General features: G+C 72.0%; 17 protein-coding genes and 1 tRNA gene. 7 read left to right on the forward strand and 11 right to left on the reverse strand.

Going from position 1 to position 22,810, the window contains the following annotated elements:
- Nucleotides 1–17: 17 nt before the first annotated feature.
- A complete protein-coding gene (locus tag ACGH48_RS14935) occupies nucleotides 18–1,439 on the reverse strand; it encodes a glucose-6-phosphate dehydrogenase (protein ID WP_396289141.1) in 1,422 nt (473 codons plus the stop codon).
- Between the two features lie 76 nt (nucleotides 1,440–1,515).
- On the opposite strand from ACGH48_RS14935, the gene ACGH48_RS14940 reads away from it, so the two are divergent.
- The 3 genes from ACGH48_RS14940 (at nucleotide 1,516) to ACGH48_RS14950 (ending at nucleotide 6,014) form a co-directional block, all read left to right on the forward strand.
- On the forward strand, nucleotides 1,516–2,673 hold the full coding sequence (locus ACGH48_RS14940) for a Gfo/Idh/MocA family protein (protein ID WP_396289142.1): 1,158 nt from the start codon (nucleotides 1,516–1,518) through the stop codon (nucleotides 2,671–2,673).
- Nucleotides 2,670–3,605: a sugar phosphate isomerase/epimerase family protein gene (locus tag ACGH48_RS14945; protein ID WP_396289143.1), complete on the forward strand. Its 936-nt coding sequence runs from the start codon at nucleotides 2,670–2,672 to the stop codon at nucleotides 3,603–3,605. Before ACGH48_RS14940 ends, ACGH48_RS14945 begins: the two co-directional genes overlap by 4 nt.
- A 66-nt stretch (nucleotides 3,606–3,671) precedes the next feature.
- Entirely contained in the window at nucleotides 3,672–6,014 is a 2,343-nt protein-coding gene (locus ACGH48_RS14950) for a 5'-nucleotidase C-terminal domain-containing protein (RefSeq protein ID WP_396289144.1), read from the forward strand.
- Between the two features lie 329 nt (nucleotides 6,015–6,343).
- Here ACGH48_RS14950 and efeB read toward each other — a convergent pair whose 3' ends face one another.
- Genes efeB through efeU form a run of 3 tightly spaced genes read right to left on the reverse strand, consistent with a single transcriptional unit; the run spans nucleotide 6,344 to nucleotide 10,447 of the window.
- Nucleotides 6,344–7,645 (reverse strand): iron uptake transporter deferrochelatase/peroxidase subunit, encoded by a 1,302-nt coding sequence (gene efeB / locus ACGH48_RS14955; protein ID WP_396289145.1) that lies wholly within the window; start codon nucleotides 7,643–7,645, stop codon nucleotides 6,344–6,346.
- Entirely contained in the window at nucleotides 7,642–8,835 is a 1,194-nt protein-coding gene (gene efeO / locus ACGH48_RS14960; RefSeq protein ID WP_396289146.1) for an iron uptake system protein EfeO, read from the reverse strand. Before efeO ends, efeB begins: the two co-directional genes overlap by 4 nt.
- 16 nt (nucleotides 8,836–8,851) lie before the next feature.
- Complete coding sequence (efeU, locus tag ACGH48_RS14965) at nucleotides 8,852–10,447, reverse strand: iron uptake transporter permease EfeU (RefSeq protein WP_396289147.1); 1,596 nt, start codon at nucleotides 10,445–10,447, stop codon at nucleotides 8,852–8,854.
- A gap of 69 nt (nucleotides 10,448–10,516) precedes the next feature.
- Here efeU and ACGH48_RS14970 point away from each other — a divergent pair, with 69 nt between their 5' ends.
- Together ACGH48_RS14970 and ACGH48_RS14975 are read left to right on the forward strand one after the other, a co-directional pair.
- Complete coding sequence (locus tag ACGH48_RS14970; protein ID WP_123314163.1) at nucleotides 10,517–11,302, forward strand: trimeric intracellular cation channel family protein; 786 nt, start codon at nucleotides 10,517–10,519, stop codon at nucleotides 11,300–11,302.
- Nucleotides 11,303–11,526: 224 nt separating this feature from the next.
- Nucleotides 11,527–12,132 carry a TetR/AcrR family transcriptional regulator gene (locus ACGH48_RS14975; RefSeq protein WP_123314164.1) on the forward strand — a complete coding sequence of 202 codons (606 nt, stop codon included), beginning with the start codon at nucleotides 11,527–11,529 and terminating at the stop codon, nucleotides 12,130–12,132.
- Nucleotides 12,133–12,310: 178 nt separating this feature from the next.
- On the opposite strand, the gene ACGH48_RS14980 is transcribed toward ACGH48_RS14975, so the two are convergent.
- The 5 genes from ACGH48_RS14980 to ACGH48_RS15000 all read right to left on the reverse strand — a co-directional run bounded on the left by ACGH48_RS14980 (nucleotide 12,311) and on the right by ACGH48_RS15000 (nucleotide 19,370).
- Entirely contained in the window at nucleotides 12,311–14,656 is a 2,346-nt protein-coding gene (locus ACGH48_RS14980) for a transglutaminaseTgpA domain-containing protein (protein WP_396289148.1), read from the reverse strand.
- A complete protein-coding gene (locus ACGH48_RS14985) occupies nucleotides 14,653–15,984 on the reverse strand; it encodes a DUF58 domain-containing protein (protein WP_123314166.1) in 1,332 nt (443 codons plus the stop codon). The genes ACGH48_RS14980 and ACGH48_RS14985 overlap by 4 nt, the downstream gene beginning before the upstream one ends.
- On the reverse strand, nucleotides 15,984–16,976 hold the full coding sequence (locus ACGH48_RS14990) for a MoxR family ATPase (protein ID WP_260233154.1): 993 nt from the start codon (nucleotides 16,974–16,976) through the stop codon (nucleotides 15,984–15,986). Before ACGH48_RS14990 ends, ACGH48_RS14985 begins: the two co-directional genes overlap by 1 nt.
- 172 nt (nucleotides 16,977–17,148) lie before the next feature.
- The gene (locus ACGH48_RS14995; protein WP_396289149.1) at nucleotides 17,149–18,153 is read right to left on the reverse strand and encodes a sugar phosphate isomerase/epimerase family protein; all 1,005 of its coding nucleotides are present in this window, start codon (nucleotides 18,151–18,153) and stop codon (nucleotides 17,149–17,151) included.
- The gene (locus tag ACGH48_RS15000) at nucleotides 18,150–19,370 is read right to left on the reverse strand and encodes a Gfo/Idh/MocA family protein (RefSeq protein WP_396289150.1); all 1,221 of its coding nucleotides are present in this window, start codon (nucleotides 19,368–19,370) and stop codon (nucleotides 18,150–18,152) included. The genes ACGH48_RS14995 and ACGH48_RS15000 overlap by 4 nt, the downstream gene beginning before the upstream one ends.
- A 97-nt stretch (nucleotides 19,371–19,467) precedes the next feature.
- Here ACGH48_RS15000 and ACGH48_RS15005 point away from each other — a divergent pair, with 97 nt between their 5' ends.
- On the forward strand, nucleotides 19,468–20,469 hold the full coding sequence (locus ACGH48_RS15005; protein WP_396289151.1) for a LacI family DNA-binding transcriptional regulator: 1,002 nt from the start codon (nucleotides 19,468–19,470) through the stop codon (nucleotides 20,467–20,469).
- A gap of 64 nt (nucleotides 20,470–20,533) precedes the next feature.
- On the opposite strand, the gene ACGH48_RS15010 is transcribed toward ACGH48_RS15005, so the two are convergent.
- Nucleotides 20,534–20,983 carry a MarR family winged helix-turn-helix transcriptional regulator gene (locus ACGH48_RS15010; RefSeq protein ID WP_123314171.1) on the reverse strand — a complete coding sequence of 150 codons (450 nt, stop codon included), beginning with the start codon at nucleotides 20,981–20,983 and terminating at the stop codon, nucleotides 20,534–20,536.
- Between the two features lie 157 nt (nucleotides 20,984–21,140).
- On the opposite strand from ACGH48_RS15010, the gene ACGH48_RS15015 reads away from it, so the two are divergent.
- Nucleotides 21,141–22,337, forward strand: coding sequence for an MFS transporter (locus tag ACGH48_RS15015; RefSeq protein ID WP_396289152.1), 1,197 nt, complete (start codon nucleotides 21,141–21,143; stop codon nucleotides 22,335–22,337).
- Between the two features lie 171 nt (nucleotides 22,338–22,508).
- Here ACGH48_RS15015 and ACGH48_RS15020 read toward each other — a convergent pair.
- Nucleotides 22,509–22,597 (reverse strand) — tRNA-Ser (locus tag ACGH48_RS15020).
- Between the last annotated feature and the right edge of the window lie 213 nt (nucleotides 22,598–22,810).

Here is a 22,810-nt window from a genome sequence, read left to right on the forward strand (position 1 = left end):
GTACGCCGCCGTCCGGGTCAGGCGTCGATGTTGTCCCAGTCCTCAGGACCGCTCGAGCCGGCCGGGTACTCGTCGAGGGGCGTCGTGCCGGCCTTCCACGCGTCGAGGAACGGCCCGACGACCTTCCAGCCCTGCACGGCGCTGTCGCCACGGACCGACAGGGTCGCGTCACCTTCGAGCACACCGGCCAGGACCTCGCCGTAGGCGCTGAGCCGTCCGGGGTTGAACGTCGTCTCGAGGCTGGTGCGGTCGATCGTGTACGGGTCGCCGGGACCGTTGACGTTGAGCTCGAGCTGCATCTCGTCCGGGGCGATCCAGATCCGGAGCCGGTCCGGCTGCGCGGCGCCGGACAGACCGACGGGCACCTGTGGGGAGTCCTTGAACGTGATGACGATCTCGCGGCGCTGCTTCGCGAGCGCCTTGCCGGACCGCAGTGTGAAGGGCACCCCGGCCCATCGCCAGTTCGCGATCTCGAGGGTCAGCTGGGCCAGGGTCTCGGTGCCGAGCGACGGGTCGACGCCGTCCTCGTCGGCGTACGACGGCAGCTTCCGGTCGCCGACCGTGCCCGCGGTGTAGCGGGCGCGCTTGCCGGCGGCGACGACGTCCCCGCCCCACGGTCGGACGGCGCGGAGCACGAGTTCCTTCTGGGTCCGCAGGTCGTCGGCGTCGATCGACGCCGGCGCCTCCATCGCCACGACCGCCATGACCTGGAGCAGGTGACTCTGGATCATGTCGGTGAGGGCGCCGGCCTTGTCGTAGTAGCGGGCGCGTCCTTCGAGGCCGAGGGTCTCGTCGTACACGATGTCGACGCGTTCGACGTGCTGCGAGGACAGCAGCGGCTCGATGATGCGGTTCGCGAAGCGCAGCCCGATCAGGTTGAGCACCGTCGAGCGACCGAGGAAGTGGTCGACCCGGTGGATGCGCTCCTCGGGGATGAACGAGTGCAGCAGGTCGTTCAGGTGTTCGGCGCTGGCGGCGTCGGTGCCGAACGGCTTCTCGAGCGCCAGGCGGGTCCGCTTCGGCAGGTCGAGGTGGGCGAGCTGTTCGCAGCTCTTCTCGGTCACGGCCGGGGGCAGGGCGAAGTAGATCGCGGGGTCGTGGTCGCACGCCCCGAGCAGCGCGCGCAGGTCGTCGGGACTCGTGACGTCGGCCTTGCGGTAGGAGGACGCTTCGATGACTGCCTGCAGCCGCGCGGACAGCGACGTCTCCCCTTCCGCGCCTTCGTCGCCCTCGTTCTTCGACGCCTGCGCGTTCTCGAAGGACTCGCGCACCTGCGCCTTCCAGTCGGCGTCGGAGAGGTCTTCGACACCCGCCCCGATGAGCTGGACGTCCCAGTCGTCCTTGACCTCGAGCAGGGTCGCGAGACCCGGCAGGAGCAGGCGCTTGGACAGGTCGCCGCTGGCTCCGAGGATGAGCAGGCTGGTCTGGAGGCTCGACATGCCCCCGACGGTACTCATCGGCCCCGGTGGATGGCCGGGCCGCTACGGTGGTGTCAGTCCGGCGCGAGGGAGCACCATGAGCAGTGGGTACGAAGGACGACGCCTCCGCGTCGTCGTGGTCGGCACCGGCATGATCGCGGGCGTCCACGCCCGCGCGGCCCGGGCTGCGGGTGCCGAGGTGCTCGGCGTGCTCGGCCGGAACGCGTCACGCTCCGACCAGGTCGCGGCGCAGCTCGACCTGCCGCGCGGGTACGCCTCGCTCGACGACGTGATCGCGGAGACCCCGGACGTCGTGCACATCTGCACGCCGAACGACCAGCACCACCCGCAGGCCATGGCGGTCATCGCCGCCGGCATCAACGTGGTGTGCGAGAAGCCCCTCGCGATCGACCCGGCGCAGGCCGCCGAACTCGTCGCGGCGGCTGCCGACGCCGGCGTGGTCGCCACGGTGCCGTTCGTCTACCGCTACCACCCCATGGTCCGCGAGATCCGCGCGCGCATCGCCGACGGGGAACTCGGCCGGCTGCTCGCCGTGCACGGTCACTACCTGCAGGACTGGATGCTCGACGAGGACGCCTCGAGCTGGCGGGTCGACCCGACCTCGAGCGGATCGTCCAGGGCGTTCGCCGACATCGGCTCGCACTGGTGCGACCTGGTCGAGTTCGTCACCGGCGAGCGCTTCACCTCGGTGTCCGCGGCGACCGACATCGTGTACCCGACCCGGCCCGCGGCATCGGGCCCCTCGTTCTCCGGCTCACCGGATCCCGACCCGGTCGCCGATGCCGCCGAACGGGCCGAGGTCACCACCGAGGACACCGCGGTCGCGACGTTCCGCACCCGCACCGGCCGGATCGGCAACGTGGTGATCTCGCAGGTCGCCTCGGGCCGGAAGAACCGCCTGTGGTTCGAGGTCGACGGCACCCGCGGCAGTGCCGCCTTCGACCAGGAGCAGCCAGAGTCCGCGTGGTTCGGCAACGAGCGCGGTGCCCAGATCGTGGTGCGCGACCCGTCGCAGGGGTACCCGGACCAGCGGCGTCTGGCCATCGTGCCGTCCGGCCACCCGCAGGGGTACCTCGACGCGTTCGCCGCCTTCGTCGCCGACACCTACACCGCGGTCCGCACCGGTGTGGCACCGGACGGCCTGCCGACCTTCGCGGATGGCGCTCGCTCCGCCGACATCATCGACGCCGTGATCGGCAGCGCCGCCGAGACCACCTGGCGGGAGATCCGGTGAAGCTCGGCATGCTGACGGCCTGTCTGCCGGCCTGGCCCCTCGACCGCATCGCGGAGTTCGCCGCTGGACAGGGCTACGAGCGCCTCGAGGTCGGCGTGTGGCCGGGCACCGGTGGCCGTGACTTCGAGGCGGCGCACCTGCCGGTGGCGACGTTCACCGACGAGGACGCTGCGACGACCCGAGACCTGCTCGACCGCACCGGCCTCGAGATCTCGGCACTCGCGTACTACGAGAACAACCTGCACCACGACCTCGCCCGGCGCGAGGAAGTCCGCACCCACCTCAGGCACGCGATCGACACCGCGCAGGTGCTCGGCGTGCCGTACGTGGGCACGTTCATCGGCCGCGACACCACGAAGTCCGTGCGCGAGAACATGGCCGAGGGCGACCGGGTGCTGCCCGAACTCGTCGACTACGCCGGCGAGCGGGGCGTGCGGTTGATCATCGAGAACTGCGTCATGGAGGGCTGGCACCCCGACGGGTACCCCGGCAACATCGCGTACTCCCCCGAGCTCTGGGGCTGGGTCACCGGACTCGGCTTCGGGCTGAACTGGGATCCGTCGCACCTGACCTGGATCGGCATCGACCCGGTCGAGACGATCCTGCCGTTCGCCGAGCACATCGTGCACGCGCAGGCGAAGGACCTCGAGCTCTTCCCCGCGAAGCGCAACGAGTACGGCTTCTTCGGCAAGGTCGACAAGGGCGACGACCCGTGGGACATGGGGTGGTGGCGCTTCCGGGTGCCGGGCCGCGGGGTCGTGGACTGGCCGCACGTCGTCGACCGTCTGTACGAGGCCGGCTTCGACGGCACCCTGTCCGTCGAGCACGAGGACCCGCTCTGGGGCGGCACGGACGAGAAGGTCCTCGAGGGGCTGCGCATCGCCCACCGCACGCTCCGCCCCCTCATCGCGCAGGAACCCCCGTCCATGTGAACGTCGTGTGACGACTTCGAGGTGACACTGGCGGGTCGGCTGTGCGTCCTCATAGGTTCTCCGACGATGAACCTCCACTCCTCTCCGCGCCGCCGACGGCGCATCGCCAGCGGCGCGGCCTTCGCCACCGCGGGTGTGCTCGTCGCACTGTCCGTCCCCTCCACCGCCGTCGCCGCCGAGGGCGACACGACGATCGACATCATCGACGTCAACGACTTCCACGGCCGCATCGAGTCCGAGGGCACCGCCGTCGACAAGGCCGCGGGCGCAGCGAAGCTCGCCGGCGTCGTGCAGTCGTACCGCGAGGCCAACCCGAACACGATCTTCGCCAGCGTCGGCGACAACGTCGGTGCCTCGACGTTCACCTCGCTGATCCAGCAGGACACCCCGACGATCGACGCACTCAACGCGATGGACCTCGACGTCAGCGCGATCGGCAACCACGAGCTCGACAAGGGCCAGGACGACCTGACCGGCCGCATCGAGGACCGGGCCGACTGGCCGTACGTCTCGGCGAACATCGTGGAGGAGGGCACGACCGACCCCGCGTTCGAGCCGTACTCCATCGTGGAGAAGGGCGGCGTGAAGGTCGGCTTCATCGGCGCGACCACCGAGGACCTCATCCCGGGGCTCGTCAGCCCCGGCGGTGTCGAAGGCCTCGCGATGGCCCCGATCGTCAGCCAGGTCAACAAGTACGCCGACCAGCTCACCGACGGTGTCGACTCCAACGGCGAGGCCGACGTGCTCGTCCTGCTGGTGCACGAGGGCGCTCCCACGAACGCCCTCGCCGACGCGACCGGGTCCGGCGTGTTCGGCACGATCACCTCGGACGTCTCGTCGAAGGTGTCCGCGATCGTGTCGGCGCACACCCACGCGACGTACAACCACTCGATCGCGGGTCCCGACGGCACGACCCGCCCGGTGATCCAGACCGGTTCCTACGGCGTGAACTACGGACACCTGCAGCTCACCGTCGACGCCGACAAGCAGCTCACCGGCATCACGTCCGAGGTCAAGTCGGTCAACGGCGAGACTCGCGTGCCAGCCGATCCCACCTCGGTGGACGCGGTGGCCGACATCGTGACGGCTGCGAAGGCCGTCGCCGACGTCGAGGGCAGCAAGAAGCTCGGCGAGATCACCGGCGACCTGCGTCGTGCGGTGCAGTCGGACCGCACGACCGAGAACCGCGGCGGCGAGTCCGTCCTGGGCAACTCCATCGCCGAAGTACAGCGCTCCGCGACCGAGCGCAACGGCTCGCAGATCGCCTTCATGAACCCCGGCGGGCTGCGCACGGACATGGTCTACGCGTCGAGCGGCGCCGGTGACCCGGACGGCACGGTGACCTACAAGGAGGCCGCGCTCGTCCAGCCGTTCGCGAACACCCTCGTCACCGAGGACATGACCGGCCAGCAGATCAAGGACGCCCTCGAGCAGCAGTGGCAGCCGGACGGCCTGCCGCGTCCGTTCCTCAAGCTCGGCGTCTCGGACGGCTTCGCGTACACCTACGACCCCGCGAAGGGCCGTGGCGAACGCATCACCGGCATGACCCTCGACGGTGAGCCGATCGCCCTCGACGACACCCTCAAGGTGACGGTCAACTCCTTCCTGTCGACCGGTGGCGACAACTTCGCCGCCTTCGCGACCGGCACCAACATCGCCGACTCGGGCCAGGTCGACCTGCAGGCGCAGGTCGACTACTTCCTGGCCAACCCGACGGTCACGCCGCCGTCCGACCAGCGTGCCGTCGGCGCCACGGTCACGCCGACCCCTGAGGGCGGGTTCCGGCCCGGAGACGAGATCACGGTCGACCTGTCATCGCTCGTCTTCAGCACCGACGACCCCGCCGCGGCCGGCACCGTGTCGGTCAGCGCCGGCGACGTCGAGCTCGCCACCGCCGAGATCGACCCGACGATCACCGACACGAACGACGAGCAGGGTCGTGCGACGCTGACCTTCGCCGTGCCGACCGCCGAGTCGTCTGCGGACGCAGCGACGGTCCGGACGGCTGCCCGTGCCGCCGCCACGACGGACGAGCCGCTCGTCGTCACCCTGCCGGGCGGCCAGACGATCACGCTCGCCGTGACCATCCCGCTCGCCGCGGCCGTCGACCCGACCGATCCGACCGAGCCCACGGACCCGACCGACCCCACGGAGCCGGCCGACCCGGGGGCGGGGAACGGGGGCGGCCCGGGTGCCGGCAGCGACCCCGGAGCGGGCACCGGGACCGGCACGGACCTGGCGGGCGACCCGTCCGACTCCACGAACGCCGGCGGTGACCTCGCCTACACGGGTGCGGACCTGACCGTGCCGGGGATCGCAGCGGGCCTGCTCTTGCTGGCGGGCATCACCGCACTCGTCGCCGTGCGCCGGAAGCGCGCACGGACCGACGCGAGCGTCCGGACGGACTGAGGCCGAGCCTCCAGTCCGACCCGAACGGGCCGTCCCACCACCGTGGGCCGGCCCGTTCCGGCGTTCCGGGAGGCACGGATCACGTCCGTCGCGCACCGCGCGCGGATCCGCTGCCGCGCTCCCTGTCCCATAGCAGCACCGGCACTGCGGATCCGGGGATCCGCGGGGTACTGTCAGCCCTGTCGCATCGCGACGCGTCGCGCCGGGTCGCCTCTCAGGTCGGCGGTGGTTCCGTTCGACGAGACTCCGCGACGCGGGCGCCCTCCGCCTCCAGGGAAACGGCGGAGGGTGCCCACCCTCCCGGCGACGTCAGCGCGCGCCGTGCACGCTCAGCGGAACAGCTGCTCGCCGATGTACGACCCCTTGCGCGGTGCCGGCGGGATCGCGAACACGGCGGACCCGATGTGCGAGATGTACTCGTTCAGTCGGTCCGAGGCGCCGAGCTTCCGCTGCAGCTGCGTGAAGTGCTCCGGGTCGTTCATGTACGCCAGGAACAGCAGACCAGCGTCGAGCTGGCCGTACTCGTTCAGGCCGTCCGTGTAGTTGTACGGACGGCGCAGGATCTTCACGCCGCCGTTCGCCTCGTGGGCGGCCAGGGCGATGTGCGACGTCGCATCGATCTTCGTGTCGCCGTCCGTGCCGGTCGCCGCGAAGTCCGGCGTCGTGTGCTCGGTCCCACCGGACAGCGGTGCGCCCTCGATCTTGGTCCGGCCGAACACGCGCTGCTGGTCGCTCACGACGTCGGCGTCCCAGATCTCGATGTTCATCCGGATCTTCCGCACCACCTGGTACGTGCCGCCGGTCATCCACGCCGCACCGTCGCCCGGCTCGTCGACCCAGACGAAGCGGTCGTGGTCCTCGTCCGTGGTGATGTTCCGGGTGCCGTCCTTGAAGCCCATCAGGTTGCGCGGCGTCGACTGGTGCGGGCCGGCCGACGCGCGGCCGAAGCCGAGCACCGTCCAGCGCACGGTCGCGGTACCGCGGGCCATCCGAGCCAGGTCGCGGACGGCGTGGTACGCCACCTGGGGGTCGTCGGCGCAGGCCTGCAACGACAGGTCGCCGCCGGTCAGTCCGGCCTGCAGGTTGTCGCTCGGCAAGCGGGGGACGTCGGCGAGCGCGGCCGGTCGCTTGTCGGCCAGCCCGAACCGCTCGTCGAAGACGCCGGGGCCGAGTCCGACGGTGACGGTCAGGGACGCCGGGCCGAGGTCGAGCGCCTCACCGGTGTCCGCGCCGACGCCGTCACCGTGGGCGGGCTCGACGCTGCCGACGGTCTTGCCGGCCTGCAGCTGGGCGATCGCCGCCGACCAGCGGGCGAGGAGCACCTGCAGTTCGGTCGTGACGCTCGTGGACAGGTCGAACGTCATGAACACGCAGTACCGCTGGGGCGCGGTCTGCACACCGCCCTGCGGCTGCCGTGCGGCGGTCGCGTAGAACGGGTGGCTCTGCGACAGGTCGATGGACTCGTCGCCGTTCGCGGCCGCCGTGAACGGGTTGACACCCGTCGCGACCGTCGCGCCGCCGATGCCGGCAGCGGCGCCAGCACCGGCTCCGGCCGCGGCGAGTCCCGCGCCGAACAGCCCGCGCCGGGAGACCCCGGTACGGGCTGCGCGGTCGTCGTCGGGGTGCGTCACGCGGTGGCGACCTTCTCGGCGAGGCGGGACAGCGGGTCCTGCAGTGCCTGGATCTGCTGCGAGACCGTGTTGGCGTCGGACTTCTTGGTCGCGGCGTCCCACGTGTCGAAGCCGCCGAGGTCGTCGGCGTTCCGGTAGCCGTCCATCAGCGTGTTCGTCGCGTCGAACTGCTTCGCGATCTGCTTCGTCAGCGTCGGGTCGAGCTTCGTCAGGCCCGGCTTGAGGTAGGCGAAGGCCTGGCGGGCGCCCTCGACGTTGGCGGCGAGGTCGACGAGGTCGATGTGGCTGTACGCCTCCTCCTCGCCGGTGACCTTGTTCGACTGGACCTCTTCGAGCAGGCCGGCCGCGCCGTTGGCCAGGTCCTCCGGCTTGTAGTCCAGGGTCGGGACGAGCTTCGCGAGCAGCTGGACGTTCTCGGTCAGGTCGGCGGCGGTCTTCTTCGTCGAGGCGGTGATCTCCCCCGCCTGGAACAGGTCCTTCTCGACGGCGTGGAACCCGCTCCAGCCGACGGCCGGGTCGAGGTTCGACGCGCGCATGTCGATCAGGTAGTCGAGGTTGCCGGCGTTGTCGGTCGCCTTGAAGCCCTTCTTCACGAAGCCGTCGACGTCGCTCTCGACGTGCTCGTAGAACGGGCGGGCGTTGGCGTAGTCGGTCTTCGCGGCGTCGAGGTCGCCCGCGTCGACGTCCTCCTGCAGCTGCTGCACCGCGGTGACCATGTCGGTGACCTGGCCGTCGACGTAGTCGGCGTAGCCCTTCGTGCCCTCGTCGAGCAGGGTGGCGGCGCTGCTGTTCGCGGTCGAGGCGACCTTGCCGGTGACGGTGAAGTCGGTGAGCTCGGTGTCGGCTCCGGGGCAGTACACCTGGTACTTCCCACCGGTCAGGGTCGCGGTGAACTGCACGGCGTCGAGCCCGGGTGCGAGGTTCTCCTTCTCGCCCAGGATCCGCTGGTCCTGCAGGAGTTCGACCTCGGTGATGGCGGTCGAGGACTCGTTCTCCACCGAGAACGTGACGGGGCCGGCCGGCACCTTCGTCTCGGAGACCTTGCACTGGTCCGAGCCGTCGTTCGTCAGGGTGATGGTGACGCGGGAGACCTTCGCGGCGTCGGTGGAGCCGTCGGACGCGCCGTCGGAACTCGCGCAGCCGGCGAGTGCGAGGGCGGTGACGACGCCGAGGGCGCCGAGGGTGATCATGGGTCGAACGGGGGGCTTACCGAACGGCATAGTCGTTGCTCCTTGCAGGGTCCCCGGCGGGTGGGCCGCGTGTCGGGACGGTTTCGGGGGTGGGGGTCACGGCTGCCGTCCGACGACGGCGGTCACGGAGTGCGAGCAGTGCCTGGGCGGCGGCCGCGACGCCGAGGGCGATCGGCAGCCAGGCCTTCCAGAGCAGCAGCTCGGCGGCCCGCGTGTCCGCGGTCGCCACCGCTGTGGCGGACCGCTCGACGCGGGAGTCGGGGACGGACCACACGGAGCGGTCCAGGGTCGTGGTGCGCGCGGACGGGAGGCCACCGTCGCTCAGCGTCAGCACCGTGCGTTCTTCGCGGGTGGCGTCCAGGACCCCACCACCGACCGTCCAGAGGGTCACGGTGTCGCGCACCGCCCAGCGGGCGGTGAACGGACCGGGGTTCGTCGACGGTGAGATGCCCACCGGGATCCGGCCGAACAGGTCGACGAGGTCGTCGAGCGTCAGCGTCGCGGGGCGGTCCGCGGCGGTGGCCGACGTGCGGATCCGCCACCGGTCGGCGGCCACGCCCGCGCGGGTCACGCGGCGGTGGGCCGACGTCGGCAACGTCAGCCGCGCCTCCTGGCCGGTGGTGGTGCCGGCCACGCGGAGGACGCCGGACGCTCCGTGGACGTCCGCCGAGACGGACGTGGCGTCGCCGCCGACCGCAGCGGTGCGCGGCAGGTCGACCCCGCCCGTCGGCACGGCGACCGCCAGTGCCGCGGCTGCGAGAGCGAGCGCGCCGGCGACGGAGGCGCGGACCACGGGGACGCGTGCCGGTGACGGACGCCAGGCGCGGGGCCAGAGCGTCAACGCCAGGACGGGCACGACGTACAGGACCCAGCCGAGCACCTCGATGACCCGAGGGTCCGGCGGGATGCCGAGGACGCCGGTGACCAGGGCGCCCTGTACCGAACCGTTCGGGGCGAGCCAGGACAGGTCGACGGTGCGCTGCTGCCCGATGACGACCCAGCCGGCCTCGTGCGCCCGGCGGAGGACCGTCAGCACGAGTCCGCCGGCGACGAACACCAGGAAGACCCCGGTGCCGGTGAAGAACTTCGACAGGTTCAGCCGGACGCCGCCGGTGTAGATGCCGTACCCGACGACGACGGCGCCGGCGATGCCGATGACGGCACCGAGGGCGGCGAGGCCGGTGTCGGACGATGCCTGGAAGGTGGCGAGGAGGAAGACCGCGGTCTCGAAGCCCTCCTTGAGGACCGCGAGGAACGCCATGCCGGCCAGGGCCCACGCGGTACCGCGGCCGAGCGCCTCGGTCGCGCTCGCCTCGAGTTCCTTCGTCAGCGTGCGCGCGTGGGTGCGCATCCAGACGATCATGCCGGTGACGAAGACCACGGCGACGATGCCGATGACCGCCTCCATGCCCTCCTGCTGCGCTTGCGGCAGCGCCTGCTCGACGACCTGCAGGCCGAACCCGACGGCGATGCTGAGCACGACGGCGACCCCGACGCCGAACCACATGGGGGCGAGGGGGACACGGTTGCGACGCAGGAACGCGGCGATGATGCCGACGATGAGCGTCGCTTCGAGGCCTTCACGGAGGCCGATGACGAGGGTGGCGAGCATGACGTAGGTGAGGCTAACCTAACCGCCGTTCGGCCCGCCAGTCGTCCGGCGTGGGGTTTGATGGTTCTCATGAACCTGCTGTCCGTCGAGGGCCTGGCGTCGGTCACGAACGTGCTCGACCTCGCCGGGGTGTTCGCGTCCGCCCTGCTCGGCGGATCGATCGCCCGGGCGATGGACTTCGACCTGTTCGGTTTCCTGGTCGTCGGGTTCGTGTCGGGGCTGGGCGGCGGCATGCTGCGCGACACCCTGCTGCAGAACGGTCCGCCCGTCGCGCTCGTCGACCCGCTCTACGTGCCGGTCGCCCTGGCCGGCGCGCTCATCGCCTTCTTCGTGTCGTTCTCCGAGATCACCTGGGACCGCCTGTTCACCGTGCTCGACGCGGCCGTGATCGGCTTCTGGGCGGTGGTCGGGGTGCAGCGCACCTACGACGCCGGCCTGGAGTGGCCCGCCGCGATCATCATGGGGACGATCACCGCGGTCGGCGGCGGCGCCATGCGCGACCTGCTGCTCCGCCGCGTGCCCGCGGTGTTCGGCGGGAACGCCCTGTACGCCACCGTGGCCGTCGCGGCGTCGGCGGTGATGGTCGTCGCGTCCGCGCTCGGCTCGCCGACGATCGGGATCGTCGCCGCGATCGCGCTGTCGCTCGGACTCCGGTGGGGTGCCGTCCGCCGTGGCTGGGGGCTGCCGAACGGCCGCGACTGGCAGCCGAAGTCGACGCTCGGCTCGCTGCTGCGGCGTGGGCGGAGCCTGCGACCGGACGCACTCCGGCTGCTCCGACGCCCCGGACGACGCACCGGGGCTGGCAGCGTCCGCGAAGAACACGACACGTCGACGGATTCCTCGTTCGACGGCTGAGGGGTGTCATCTGTCCGGGCTCCGGCGTAGCATCGCTACCGTCGGGTATCGACCCGGCTCATGTCGTCAGCACCGAACCGACGCGACCCGAACGCGGCGGTTCCGCGCAGACGTGGTGATGGGGGCTTCGCTGATGCCGCGCGGGTTCAGACGCGCGGCGCGGCAGGTCTCCCGCCCCAGCGCTCCGCGCCCTCCGATCCCGGTGCCCCGCCCCTGCAGGAACGATGAACGACGACGTCTCCGACTCCCCCACGCCGCGGACACCACGCGCCGAGGTCCGAGAGCGCCTGCTCACCGCCGGCGCCGCCGTCTTCGCCGAACAGGGCGTACACGGTGCACGGCTCGACGACGTCGCCGCCCGTGCCGGGTTCAGCAAGGGCGCGGTCTACTCGAACTTCTCGTCGAAGGAGGACCTGCTCGCGCAGGTCATGCAGCGCGGGACGAACCTGGTGCTCGAGTCCTTGCGCGAACTCGTCCGCGCCGACATCGCGGCGACCGACATCGGCGACGTCGTCCGGGCGGCCTTCGGGCGGCACGACCAGCGCGCACAGTTCGCCCTGCTGTCGGAGTTCCGCGCCTACGCGATCCGGCACCCGGACTTCCTGCCCGAGTTCGTGCGGCAGCGACGGGTGCTGCAGGACGGTGTGCACGAGCTGGTACGGCTGTGGTTCGGGGCGCACCCGGAGGTCGACGCCGGCATGCCGCTCGACACCTTCGCCACCGTGCTGATCGGGGCGAACGTCGGCATCGTGTTCGACGGCCCCGCGCTGCCGGGCGTCGATCCAGGTGAGACCATCGCGGCCTTGGTCGAGGCGGTCGTCCGCCGCTGATCCGGTGGAGCACGGTGCTGCGGCGCACGGTGCTGCGGCGCACGGTGCGGCGGCGCACGGTGCGGCGGCGGCCATCCCGTGCCGTGTTGACCGCTCGGTGACCGGCTGGAGCACCGCACGGAGCCGCCAACCTCGCACCAGCCGGCGATCCCCGCACGGTGCCGCGGCCAGCCGGGGGTCAGGCCGGGCGACGGGAGCGGCGACGGCCCTCGTGCGACCACGCCGACGACGGCAGCAGGCTCGGCGGCAGCAGGCGCGACCGCACCACCCTCCCACCGGACGCCGCGGCGTCGAGGGCGTCCCGCGCCTGCTGGACGTGCCGCACCAGCGCGTCGCCGTCGACCGAGGCGACCCCGGCACCCGCGAACCGTTCACGGTCGACGGCATCGACCACGGCGTCGAGGTGCGGGATCACCGAGGCCGGCAGCACCGGACGGAGTCGCCCGAGGACGGCTCGGGCGGTCCGGGCCGCAGCCGCTGCGTCGCCCGGTGGAGCCAGTCCCGGGGCGTACCCGTGGTCGGCGACGTCGTCGAGGGCCTCGCGCCAGGCGTTCACCGCCGGGGAGCGCCCGGCAGCGACGGCGGACAACCGCGATCGCCGCCGGAGCGCGCGGACCAGACCGGGCGCGACGAGCAACGCGAGGACGAGTGCCGCGCCGAAGAGCAAGCCGGCCGGACCGCTGCCGCCCGCGGCCCTGGACGCACCGGGCAGCGCCGATGCCGAGGGGGTCGGCGTCGCGGAGGACTCGGCGGGGGCGGACTGCTCGGGCGCGGGGAGCGGCGATTCCGGGGTCGCAGGGGTCGGGGTCGCCGTCGGTTCCGTCGACGGCTGCGCTGCCGCGTCGGAGTCCGGCGTCGGCTCGAAGGCGACCCACCCGGCGCCCTGGATGTACAGCTCGGGCCAGGAGTGCAGCTGCCGGTTCGACACCGCGTACTCACCGTCGGGCTGCGCCGACCCGGCCCGGTACCCCACCGCGATGCGGGACGGGATGCCGAGCGTGCGGGCCATCACGGCCATCGCCGACGAGAAGTGCACGCAGTACCCCTCACGCACCCGCAGGAAGGTCGAGACGACGTCCATGCTGTCGCCGTCGTAGCCCTGCTCGACGGGGGCGGTCTCGGAGTAGGTGAACAGGTCGCTGCGGAACCACTGCTCGAGCGCGCGGGCCCGGGCGTAGTCGTCGGACGAGGCCCCGGCCACCCGTTCGGCCGTCGACGAGATGTTCCCGGGCAGGTCGTCCGGCAGCGTCAGGTCGGTCTGCAGCTGGTCGCCGCTCGGCTCGCGGAAGCCCCGGCCGTCGGCACGGGACAGGGCGCCCGAGGCCGCGACGGCGTCGAGGTACGCGTTGGCGAAGGTCGAGGCGCCGTAGACCTCGTACGTGGCACCGCGTGGCGTGGCCGGACCGGTCGACCGCACGGTGCTCGAGGCACCCATCCAGCGCCACTGGGACAGGTCGAGGTTGGTGGACCGCGAATCGATCGACACCGCGCCGGACGGCACCGGCAGGTAGGTGCTGGACAACCCGGTGATCCGGACCGTGACGTCGCCGCGTGTCGCCAGCCGGGGGTTCACGCCCTCGGCCCACTGCTGCTGGTCGGCGGTGTCGGCATCGGCGGCGTTGGTGACCGTCGGTACCCAGTCCCCGGTACCGAACTCGTCCAGGTCGGCGAGCTTGAGGTACTCGGGCTGGCCGTCGGACGACCGGTAGCGGAGCACCTCGAGCTCGCTCGGCTGCCGCAGGTCGTTGCCCAGCTCGAGCAGGGTGCCGGGGCGACCGGGCTGGATCGGCGACTGGACGGCACCGGTGACGCCGGACAGCCAGCTCGCGTTGAGCGGCACGATCGCGGGCAGGCCGATCGCCACGACGAGTCCGATCGCGCCGACGACCGCGGCCGGCACCGCACGTTGCACGGGCCGGACCGACAGCCACAGCAGGGCGAGGAAGGCGACCGCCGTGGTGACCACGAGGGCGGTGCCCGCCGGCTGTCCGGTGATGATGCCCGGGACGATGAGGATCACGAGCGCGGGCGCGGCCGCGAGCGACGGGATCCGGGCGATGGCGGCGAGGAAGAGCGAGACGCCCGCCACCCAGGCGATCGACACGGTCACGACCAGACGGATCGCGTCGGTCTGCGGCAAGGGAGCGGGGTTCAGGCGGATGGCCGCGAGCGTCTCGCCCAACGCCCCGTCGGCGTCCAACCAGCCGAGGGGTTGCACGTCGTTGACCAGGGCGGCGGCGCACGAGCACAGCACGAGGGTGGCGACGAGCGCGACGAACCGGATGCCTGGGGGCCGGCGGCGCACCGCGAGCATGACGGCCACGAGCACCGCGACGACCACGACGCCGGACACCCACCAGGCGGTTCCCTGCACGAGTGGACGGATCGCGAGTGCGGCGACGAGCACCGGGACGGGGGCGAGTGCGACGACCCAGGTGCTGGGGGTGTCGCGGGTGTCGTCGTCGCGGTCCAGGACCTCGCGCACGTCGACGGGTCGTCGCGACGGCGCAGCGGTGCCGCTCACCGGGCGGCTCCGGCCGCGGTCGCCCCGACGACCGGCACCACCAGGGTGCGCCAGCCGCCGCGGTCGAGGATCCCCCGGACGACGGGGTCGGGCGGCACGATCGTCGCCATGATCCCGCGGCTCGATCCGCTCGTCGCCGCCACGAGTTCGGCCGCCTGCTCGGCGGTGCAGTTGCCGGTGACGACGGCGGTCATGCCGTGCACGTCCCGTCCACGCACCTCGGGCAGGACCTCGGTCACCGGGCGGGCGTCGCTGCGGAGTCGGACGTCGGCGAGTCCGACGAGCACGTCGGTGAGGCCGCCGACGTCGCCGGCGTGGCGGGTGCTGCCCGACGGGCCGTCGCTGACGAGCACGACGCGCGACGTCCGGGCAGCGAGGGCGCGGGCCACACTGGCAGCGACGACGACCGCGTGTTCGAAGGCCTGGTCACCGCCCAGGTCGGACAGCTCCGCCAGGTCCTCGCGCCCGAGGCCCTGGTACGACTCGCGCCGGACGTCGAGGGCGATGACGGCCTCGGGCGGTTGCGCCTGCGTGGTCTGCCGGACGTGCAGTTCGCCGCGACGAGCGCTCTGCGCCCAGTGCACCCGACGGATCGGGTCGCCGGGACGGTACGGCCGGAGTTCGCTGTCGTCGGCGGACCCGCCCTGCCCGACCCGCCCTTCGTCGGCGGAGACGGCACCGGCCAGGGCGCCGGTGTCGATGGCGGTGAGGGGTGCGCTCGCTGGGACGACGACGACCTCTTCTGCCGGGACGACCGGGCGGTCGATGCGGAGCAGGCCGAAGGGGTCCTCGACCCGGATGGTGACCGGTCCGACCAGCGTGCGGCCGCGGTGCATGGCGAGCGCCTCGACGTCGAGCACCGCCGGCGGCAGCCCGGGTCCGACCTGGGCGTACGTCTCGGCCTCGGACACGCTCGCGAAGGCGTCCTCGAGCTGTTCGCGGACGAGCAGGGTCGATCGCGGACCGATCGGCAGACTGGTGCTGCCGAGGGTGATTCGCTCGCGGTAGACCTCGCCGACCTGCACGATCGCGCGGGCCGTGCTCCGGCTGCCCCGGAGCGGCGCGGCGACCACGAACGCCATCACGATGCCGAGCACGACGAGCACGAGCAGCAGCAGACCGGCCGACACGGCGACGCTGGTGGTGCCCACGAGTCCGCCGCCGACCAGCCCGATGCCGATCGCGATGACGGTCCAGCCGCGCACGGTCGGGCGGGGGAACGGCGTCCGCCGGAGCAGCGACAGCCCGCGGCGGCCGAAGCGCCCGAGCGTCGAGCGCGCGGCACCGGTGCGTCGCAGCAGCGACGACGGTGCCGATCGGCCGGGCATCAGGAGCGGACGGGGGTCGCCGTGAACGGCACGGCGGTGTCGGAGACGATGCGGACGACGATCTCGCGCACGGTGTCCTCGCCCGTGCCACCGAGCCCGCGGGCCACCGGCACGAGCCGGTGTGCGAGCACGATCGGCGCCAGGGCCGCGACGTCGTCCGGGGTGACGAACGGCCGGCCGAGCAGCGCCGCGTGGGCACGAGCCGCCTGCGCCAGGTGCAGTGTCGCGCGGGGGCTGGCGCCGAGCACCAGGTCGGGGTGCGTGCGCGTGGAGCGGACGATCGCGATGACGTACGCCTCGACGTCGGGGGCGATGTGGACGTTCGCGACGGCCTCGATGATCGCGCGCAGGGTGGTGACGTCGACGATCGGACGCAGGTGCGACAGCGGATCGCCACCGCCACGGTTCGCCAGCATCTGCCGTTCGGCGTCGACGCTCGGGTACCCCATCGCGATGCGCGCCATGAAGCGGTCGCGCTGCGCCTCGGGCAACGGGTACGTGCCCTCCATGTCGATCGGGTTCTGCGTCGCCACGATCATGAACGGCCGGTCGAGCTGTCGGGTCACGCCGTCGACGGTCACCTGCGACTCGGCCATCGCCTCGAGCAGGGCGGACTGGGTCTTCGGGCTCGTGCGGTTGATCTCGTCGCCGATGACGACGTTCGCGAACACCGGCCCCGGTGAGAACCGGAACGTGCTCGAGGACTGGTCGAAGATGTTCACCCCGGTGACGTCCGACGGCAGCATGTCCGACGTGAACTGGATGCGGTTCACCGAGCCGCCCACCGAGGCGCCGAGCGCCTTCGCGAGGACCGTCTTGCCGACGCCGGGGACGTCCTCGACGAGCAGGTGCCCCTCGGCGAGCATCACGGTGAGCGCGGTGCGGATCGCCTCCGTCTTGCCGTCGATGACCGTCGACACGGACGCGACGATCGCGTCGCCGACCTCTCGGATGCGCTCGAGGGGGAAGGCGGGGTCGGTCGGCTCCGGCACGCAGGGCTCCTCGTCTCGGGACAGGTGTCGTGCATGCTACCTCGGTCCGGTGACAGCGCCCGGTGGGCGTGTCACCGATGCGCAGTGGACGGGAGGCCCGTGGAACGTTCGCCGGTCGGCGCACGTGCCACGGGCCTCCCGTCCGGATCGCGTGGTGCGTCTCAGGAGCGGCTCACGCGCGCGTCGCGAGCGCTGCGTCGGCTGCGCGCAGGACCTCCGCGGCGACCGCGACCCCTTCTTCGCGACCGAGTTCGGTGTCCTCGTGCTCGATGTTGACCCACATGTCCGGGTCCACCTCGCGCAGGGCTTCGAGGAACGCCGACCAGTACGCCTCGTCGTGGCCCTTGCCGAGCGCGACGAAGTCCCACGCGGACGGCTTCGGCCACTCGTTGGCCCACTCGTCGCCACCGAGGTTCGTGCGCGGCTCGTCCGGCGACAGCCGACGGAACGAGTTGTCGAGCACGCCGTTGATCGCCGCGTGCAGGTTGATCCGGACGTCCTTCGCAGCGGCGTGGACGACCAGGTCGCCGAGGTCGCGGACGACCGCCACCGGGTCCATCTGCTGCCAGAACAGGTGACTCGCGTCGAGTTCGACGCCGACGTTCGTCAGGCCGCCGCGCTGCACGAGCTCGCGGATCGTCGCCGGGTTGAACACGACGTTCTGCGGGTGCAGCTCGAGCGCGACCTTCACGCCGTGCTCGCTGGCCAGGGCGTCGATCTCCTGCCAGAACGGCACCGCGATGCTCCACTGGTACTCGATGACGTCGAGTGCGGCGGAGTTCCAGGCGTTCACGATCCAGTTCGGTCGTGTGCCGCCGGGCTCGCCCGCGGGCAGCCCCGACATCGTGACGACGCGGTCCTGGCCGAGGCGTGCGGCGAGGCGGATGCTGCGCCGGACGTCCTCGGCGTGGGCGTCGCCGATCGCACGGTCGGGGTGCAGCGGGTTGCCGTTGCAGTTCAGGCCGGCGATCGAGACCCCGGTGCCCTCGAACCGGGCGAGGAAGGCGTCGCGGGCCTCGTCGGACTCGAGGATCGCGTCGATGTCCGGCACGTGCACCGGGGGCAGGAACCCACCGGTGTTCAGCTCGATGCCCGTCAGGCCGTTGCCCGCGATCGCCGCCAGGGCGTCGGCGAGCGGTCGGTCGTGGAAGATCGCGTTGTACAGCCCGAGCTTCATGCGTGTGCTCCTTCGGTGGTGCGGACGGGCGGCACGTCGAGGGCGGCCCCGCCGGCCGCGGCGGACCGGGCCACCGCGTCGAGGATCTCCATGTTGTGCACACCGTCGTCGAACGTGGCGTTCGCCAGCAGCGGGTCGGCGACGCCGGCGACCTCGTCGAGGAACGCGCGGGCCTGGTACTCGAACATCTGGTTCTGTCCCCAGCCGACACCGGGCGCGTCCATCGCCATGCCGCCGGCGACGTAGGGGTGGTCCGGGCCGAGGACGACCTGGCGGTACCCGCCCAGGCGCGAGCCGTCGGACTGCAGCGCGAGGCCGATCTCCGAGGCGCGCTCCTGGTCCCAGCGGGCAGCACCGTTCTCGCAGAAGACCTCGACGACAAGACCGTTCGGGTGCGCGGTGGCGACCCGGGACACCTCGAGCGAGCCCACCACGGAGCCGTCACCGAAGCGTGCGTTGAAGGTGGCGTAGTCGTCGTTCTCGACGTCCGCGAACTCCCCCGTCAGCGGGACGGCCTGGCCGCGCAGGGCGAACCCGGCGGCGATCGGGCGCTTCGTGATGGCGGTCGTGAACAGGCCGCCGTTGACGCTCTGCACCTCGCCGGCCAGGAACTCGGCCACGTACGCCAGGTGCGAGCCGACGTCGGCGAGGGCGCCGGTGCCGGGGGCACCCGCGAAGCGCCACGAGAAGGGCACGTCGGGCGAGGAGCCGTAGTCGGTCCAGTAGCGACCGGAGACGTGCAGGACGCGACCGAGCGTGCCGTCCTCGACGAGCTGCTTGATCGCGGCGAGGCCGGGAGCGCGGCGGTAGGTGAAGCCGACACGGGCGACGAGCCCGCGCTGCGATGCCTCGGCGGCCGCGGTGGCCATCGCCCGTGCGTCCTCGAGCGAGTCCGACAGCGGCTTCTCGCACAGGACGTGCTTGCCGGCGGCCAACAGGCCCTCGACGATCTCGCGGTGCAGCGTGTTCGCGACGACGACGCTCACGACGTCGATGTCGTCGGCCTCGGCGATGGCTCGCCAGTCCGTGTCGTGCCGTGCGTAGCCGAAGCGCTGCGCGGCCTCGGCCGCGAGGGGCTGGTAGACGTCGCCGATCGACACGAGCCGCACGGGCGGCAGCGTCGGGGCGAAGAGTGAGGGGGCGTTCCGCCACGCGGCCATGTGGGCCTTGCCCGCCATGCCCGCCCCGATGACGGCGACGCCGATGCTGTCGCTCATGGTTCACTCCTTCGAGAAGTACGGTGCGATTCTGGAACGTTCCAGAACGCGTCGGTAGACTGTAGCCCGACCACCCCATGTCCTGTCAAGGAGCCGCGTGTCACGACCCCCGACGATCATCGACGTCGCGACCCGTGCCGGCGTCTCGAAGTCACTCGTCTCGATGGTGCTCCGCGACGACCCCGGGGTCTCCGACGCACGCCGCTCGGCTGTGCTCGCAGCGGCCGCCGAACTCGGCTACCGCCCCAACCGTGCCGCCGCGATCCTCGCCGGCACCCGGACCCGCACCATCGGGGTCATCGTCGACGACTTCCGCAACCCCTGGTTCGTCCCCCTGCTCGACGGCATCCGCGACGCGCTCGCACCGCACGGCCTGCGACTCACCCTGGCGGACACCCGCGCGAACGCCCACCTCGACTCCTCGCCGTTCGACGACCTCGTCTCCCTGCGGGTCGACGGCGTCGTGCTCGCCGCCGAGGGCTTCCCCGACCTCGTCGTCCCGGCCGACACCCCCGTCGTCGTCGCCGGCGCACGAGCCGACGTGCCCGGCGGACTCGACGTCGTCGCCTCGGACGAGGCCGCCGGCGGCCGGTTGGCAGCGGATCACCTGATCGGCCTCGGTCACCGCCACATCGTCCACGTCACCGGCTCGGGAGGCCCGGCTGCGGTCCGCCGCGAGGGCACCGTCGCGCAGATGGTCGCGTCCGGCATCGAGCCACTGGTGTACGGCGACGGCCCGACCTCCGAGCAGACCGGGTACCGGGCCACGGTGCGTGCACTGCAGGACCACCCCGACCTGACCGCGGTGTTCGCCGCGAACGACCTCATGGCGATGGGCGCGATCGCCGCCGTCCACGAAGCCGGACTCCGGGTACCCGAGGACGTCTCGGTGGTGGGCAACGACGAGACACCCCTCGCCGCCTCACCCCTGCTGCGCCTGACGACGGTGGACCCGCACAACGACGAGGTCGGACGGCTCGCGGCCGCGCGGTTGATCGACCGCATCGGCTCGCCGGCGCCGGACTCGGCGTGGCCGATCCGGACGCTCGTGCCGCCGACGCTCGTCGTGCGGTCGACGACGGGGCCGCCGCGGGCCTGAGGCGCGACCACCCGCCGACCCCAGCACGCGAGGCGGCGGCGCTCCGAGCCTCCCGGTCGACGGGTCAGACGGTGGCACCCTCGAGGCGGTCGACCGCGACGGCGAGCTCCTCGAGCTCCGGCACCTCGCGCGCTTCGGCGAGCGCCCCCTCGAGCGCCGCGGCGTGGATCGGTGTCGCGCGGTCGAGCAGCACCTGACCCGCGTGGGTGAGCTCCGTGTACATCCCCCGGCGGTCATCGGCGCAGAGGACGCGGGTCAGCAGGGCACGCTCCTCGAGACGGTTGACCAGGCGGGTGGTCGCACTCGGGCTGAGGGCAGCGGCCCGGGCGAGCTGCTGCATGCGCATGTGGAAGCCGTCCTGTCGGCGCAGCGCGTCGAGGACGGTGAACTCGACGACGGACAGGTCGACGTCCCGCAGCGCGCGCTCGAGCCGCGTCTCGATCAGACCGTGCAGCGCCGCCAGGGTGCGCCAGCCGTGGGCGCGGACGGCGGTGGAGGTGTCGTCGACGGACATCGGGCTCCTTCTGGTCGGCTGTGCGATCGGCGCCGCGGTCGTTGCGGGCGCACGCAGTTGCTTGCGCCGATAGTCCGCGTGTGCAACTGTCGATATCCCGCGCCTGCAACAACCAGCGTACGCGGCACAGCTGCACCGCACAACGGAAGGAACCCCCATGCCCGCGGGACTCATCGCCCTCGCACTCGGCGGATTCGGCATCGGACTGACCGAGTTCGTCATCACCGGCCTGCTGCCCGAAGTGGCGGCTGACTACGGCGTCACCGAGACCACGGCCGGCTGGCTCGTCACCGGCTACGCACTCGCGGTCATCGTCGGAGCGCTCGGCCTGACCGCCGCCACGACCCGACTCCCCCGCAAGCCCGTCCTGCTCGGGCTGCTCGTGCTGTTCATCGTCGGCAACACCCTGTCCGCGATCGCGCCGACCTACGAGGTGATGATGTCCGGACGCGTCATCGCCGCCCTGTGCCACGGTGCGTTCTTCGGCATCGGCTCCGTCGTCGCCGCGAACATGGTCGAACGGTCGAAGCGCGCCTCGGCCGTCGCCCTGATGTTCACGGGGCTGACCGCGTCGAACGTGCTCGGGGTGCCGTTCGGCACGTTCCTCGGCCAGGCGCTCGGCTGGCGCTCGACCTTCTGGGCCATCGTCGTGATCGGCGTCGTCGCCCTGGTCGGCGTGATCGCGCTCGTCCCCACTGTCCGTGCGGCCGAGACACCGTCACTGGCACGCGAGCTCGGCGCCTTCCGCTCCGGCCAGGTGTGGCTCTCGCTCGGGATGACCGTGCTCGGCTACGGCGGGATGTTCGGGGCCTTCACCTACATCGCGTACACGTTGACCTCGGTGTCCGGCTTCCCGTCCTCGGCGGTGCCGTGGCTGCTCGTGGTGTTCGGCGTCGGGCTGTTCGTCGGGAACTTCGTCGGCGGCAAGCTCGCCGCACGCTCGATCGACCGGACCCTGCTCGTCGTGCTGGTCGCCCTCACCGTCGTGCTCGGACTGTTCGCCCTCGTCGCGACGTCGCCCGTGCTCACCGTGATCGCACTCGTGCTCATGGGTGCCTTCGGGTTCGCGACCGTGCCGGCCCTGCAGACGCGGGTGATGCAGTACGCGGACCACGCACCGACCCTGGCGAGCGGGGCGAACATCGCCGCGTTCAACCTCGGGAACGCGCTCGGCGCCTGGATCGGCGGGCTCACCATCGCCGCCGGGCTCGGCTACACCTCGCCGATCTGGGCGGGCGCCGGGATCACCCTGGCCGCCGTGGCCCTGACGCTCGTCGCGATGGGTGCCGTGCGGCGCGGGCGTTCGCGCGGGGCCGGCGAGCTGACCTCGACAGGGAGCGTCGCGACGGCCTGACGGCAGCCTGACGGCAGCCCGACGGCCTGACGGCAGCCCGACGGAACCTGGTTCCGGACACAGCACCACGCCGTTCCGCGGTGCCGTGTCCGGAACCAGGTGCGTGCGATGCGCAGACCACCACGGAGACGACGAAACCCCGGTCTGATCGGACCGGGGTTTCGTGGAGTGCGGAGACGGAGGGATTTGAACCCTCGGTCCCCTAAAGGGGACTCCACCTTAGCAGGGTGGTGCACTCGGCCGGACTATGCGACGTCTCCAAGCACTCTCGCGAGCGCTCCGACCACCATACAGGAGGACCGGGCGACTCTCGACCCGACCGCACCCCGCGCGTGGCACGGTCTCGGAACACGGGTCCCCCGAATTGGGGACAGCTCGGCCTTGTCGCCACGTACCCCGGTGCATAGCATCGTCGGGACGCGGCAATCACGTTCCGGGGCTCGTCCCCGTCGTCGCGACACAGCACCGACGTC

The organism is Curtobacterium pomorum, assembly GCF_044497295.1.
In the GTDB taxonomy this organism is placed as follows: domain Bacteria; phylum Actinomycetota; class Actinomycetes; order Actinomycetales; family Microbacteriaceae; genus Curtobacterium.

Excerpts from the sequence above, each read along its gene's own strand:
- ACGH48_RS14935 (WP_396289141.1), bottom strand. The coding sequence starts at position 1,439 with ATGTCGAGCCTCCAGACCAGCCTGCTCATCCTCGGAGCCAGCGGCGAC.
- ACGH48_RS14940 (WP_396289142.1), top strand. The coding sequence starts at position 1,516 with ATGAGCAGTGGGTACGAAGGACGACGCCTCCGCGTCGTCGTGGTCGGC.
- ACGH48_RS14950 (WP_396289144.1), top strand. The coding sequence starts at position 3,672 with ATGAACCTCCACTCCTCTCCGCGCCGCCGACGGCGCATCGCCAGCGGC.
- efeO (WP_396289146.1), bottom strand. The coding sequence starts at position 8,835 with ATGATCACCCTCGGCGCCCTCGGCGTCGTCACCGCCCTCGCACTCGCC.
- efeU (WP_396289147.1), bottom strand. The coding sequence starts at position 10,447 with ATGCTCGCCACCCTCGTCATCGGCCTCCGTGAAGGCCTCGAAGCGACG.
- ACGH48_RS14970 (WP_123314163.1), top strand. The coding sequence starts at position 10,517 with ATGAACCTGCTGTCCGTCGAGGGCCTGGCGTCGGTCACGAACGTGCTC.
- ACGH48_RS14975 (WP_123314164.1), top strand. The coding sequence starts at position 11,527 with ATGAACGACGACGTCTCCGACTCCCCCACGCCGCGGACACCACGCGCC.
- ACGH48_RS14985 (WP_123314166.1), bottom strand. The coding sequence starts at position 15,984 with ATGCCCGGCCGATCGGCACCGTCGTCGCTGCTGCGACGCACCGGTGCC.
- ACGH48_RS14995 (WP_396289149.1), bottom strand. The coding sequence starts at position 18,153 with ATGAAGCTCGGGCTGTACAACGCGATCTTCCACGACCGACCGCTCGCC.
- ACGH48_RS15000 (WP_396289150.1), bottom strand. The coding sequence starts at position 19,370 with ATGAGCGACAGCATCGGCGTCGCCGTCATCGGGGCGGGCATGGCGGGC.
- ACGH48_RS15010 (WP_123314171.1), bottom strand. The coding sequence starts at position 20,983 with ATGTCCGTCGACGACACCTCCACCGCCGTCCGCGCCCACGGCTGGCGC.
- ACGH48_RS15015 (WP_396289152.1), top strand. The coding sequence starts at position 21,141 with ATGCCCGCGGGACTCATCGCCCTCGCACTCGGCGGATTCGGCATCGGA.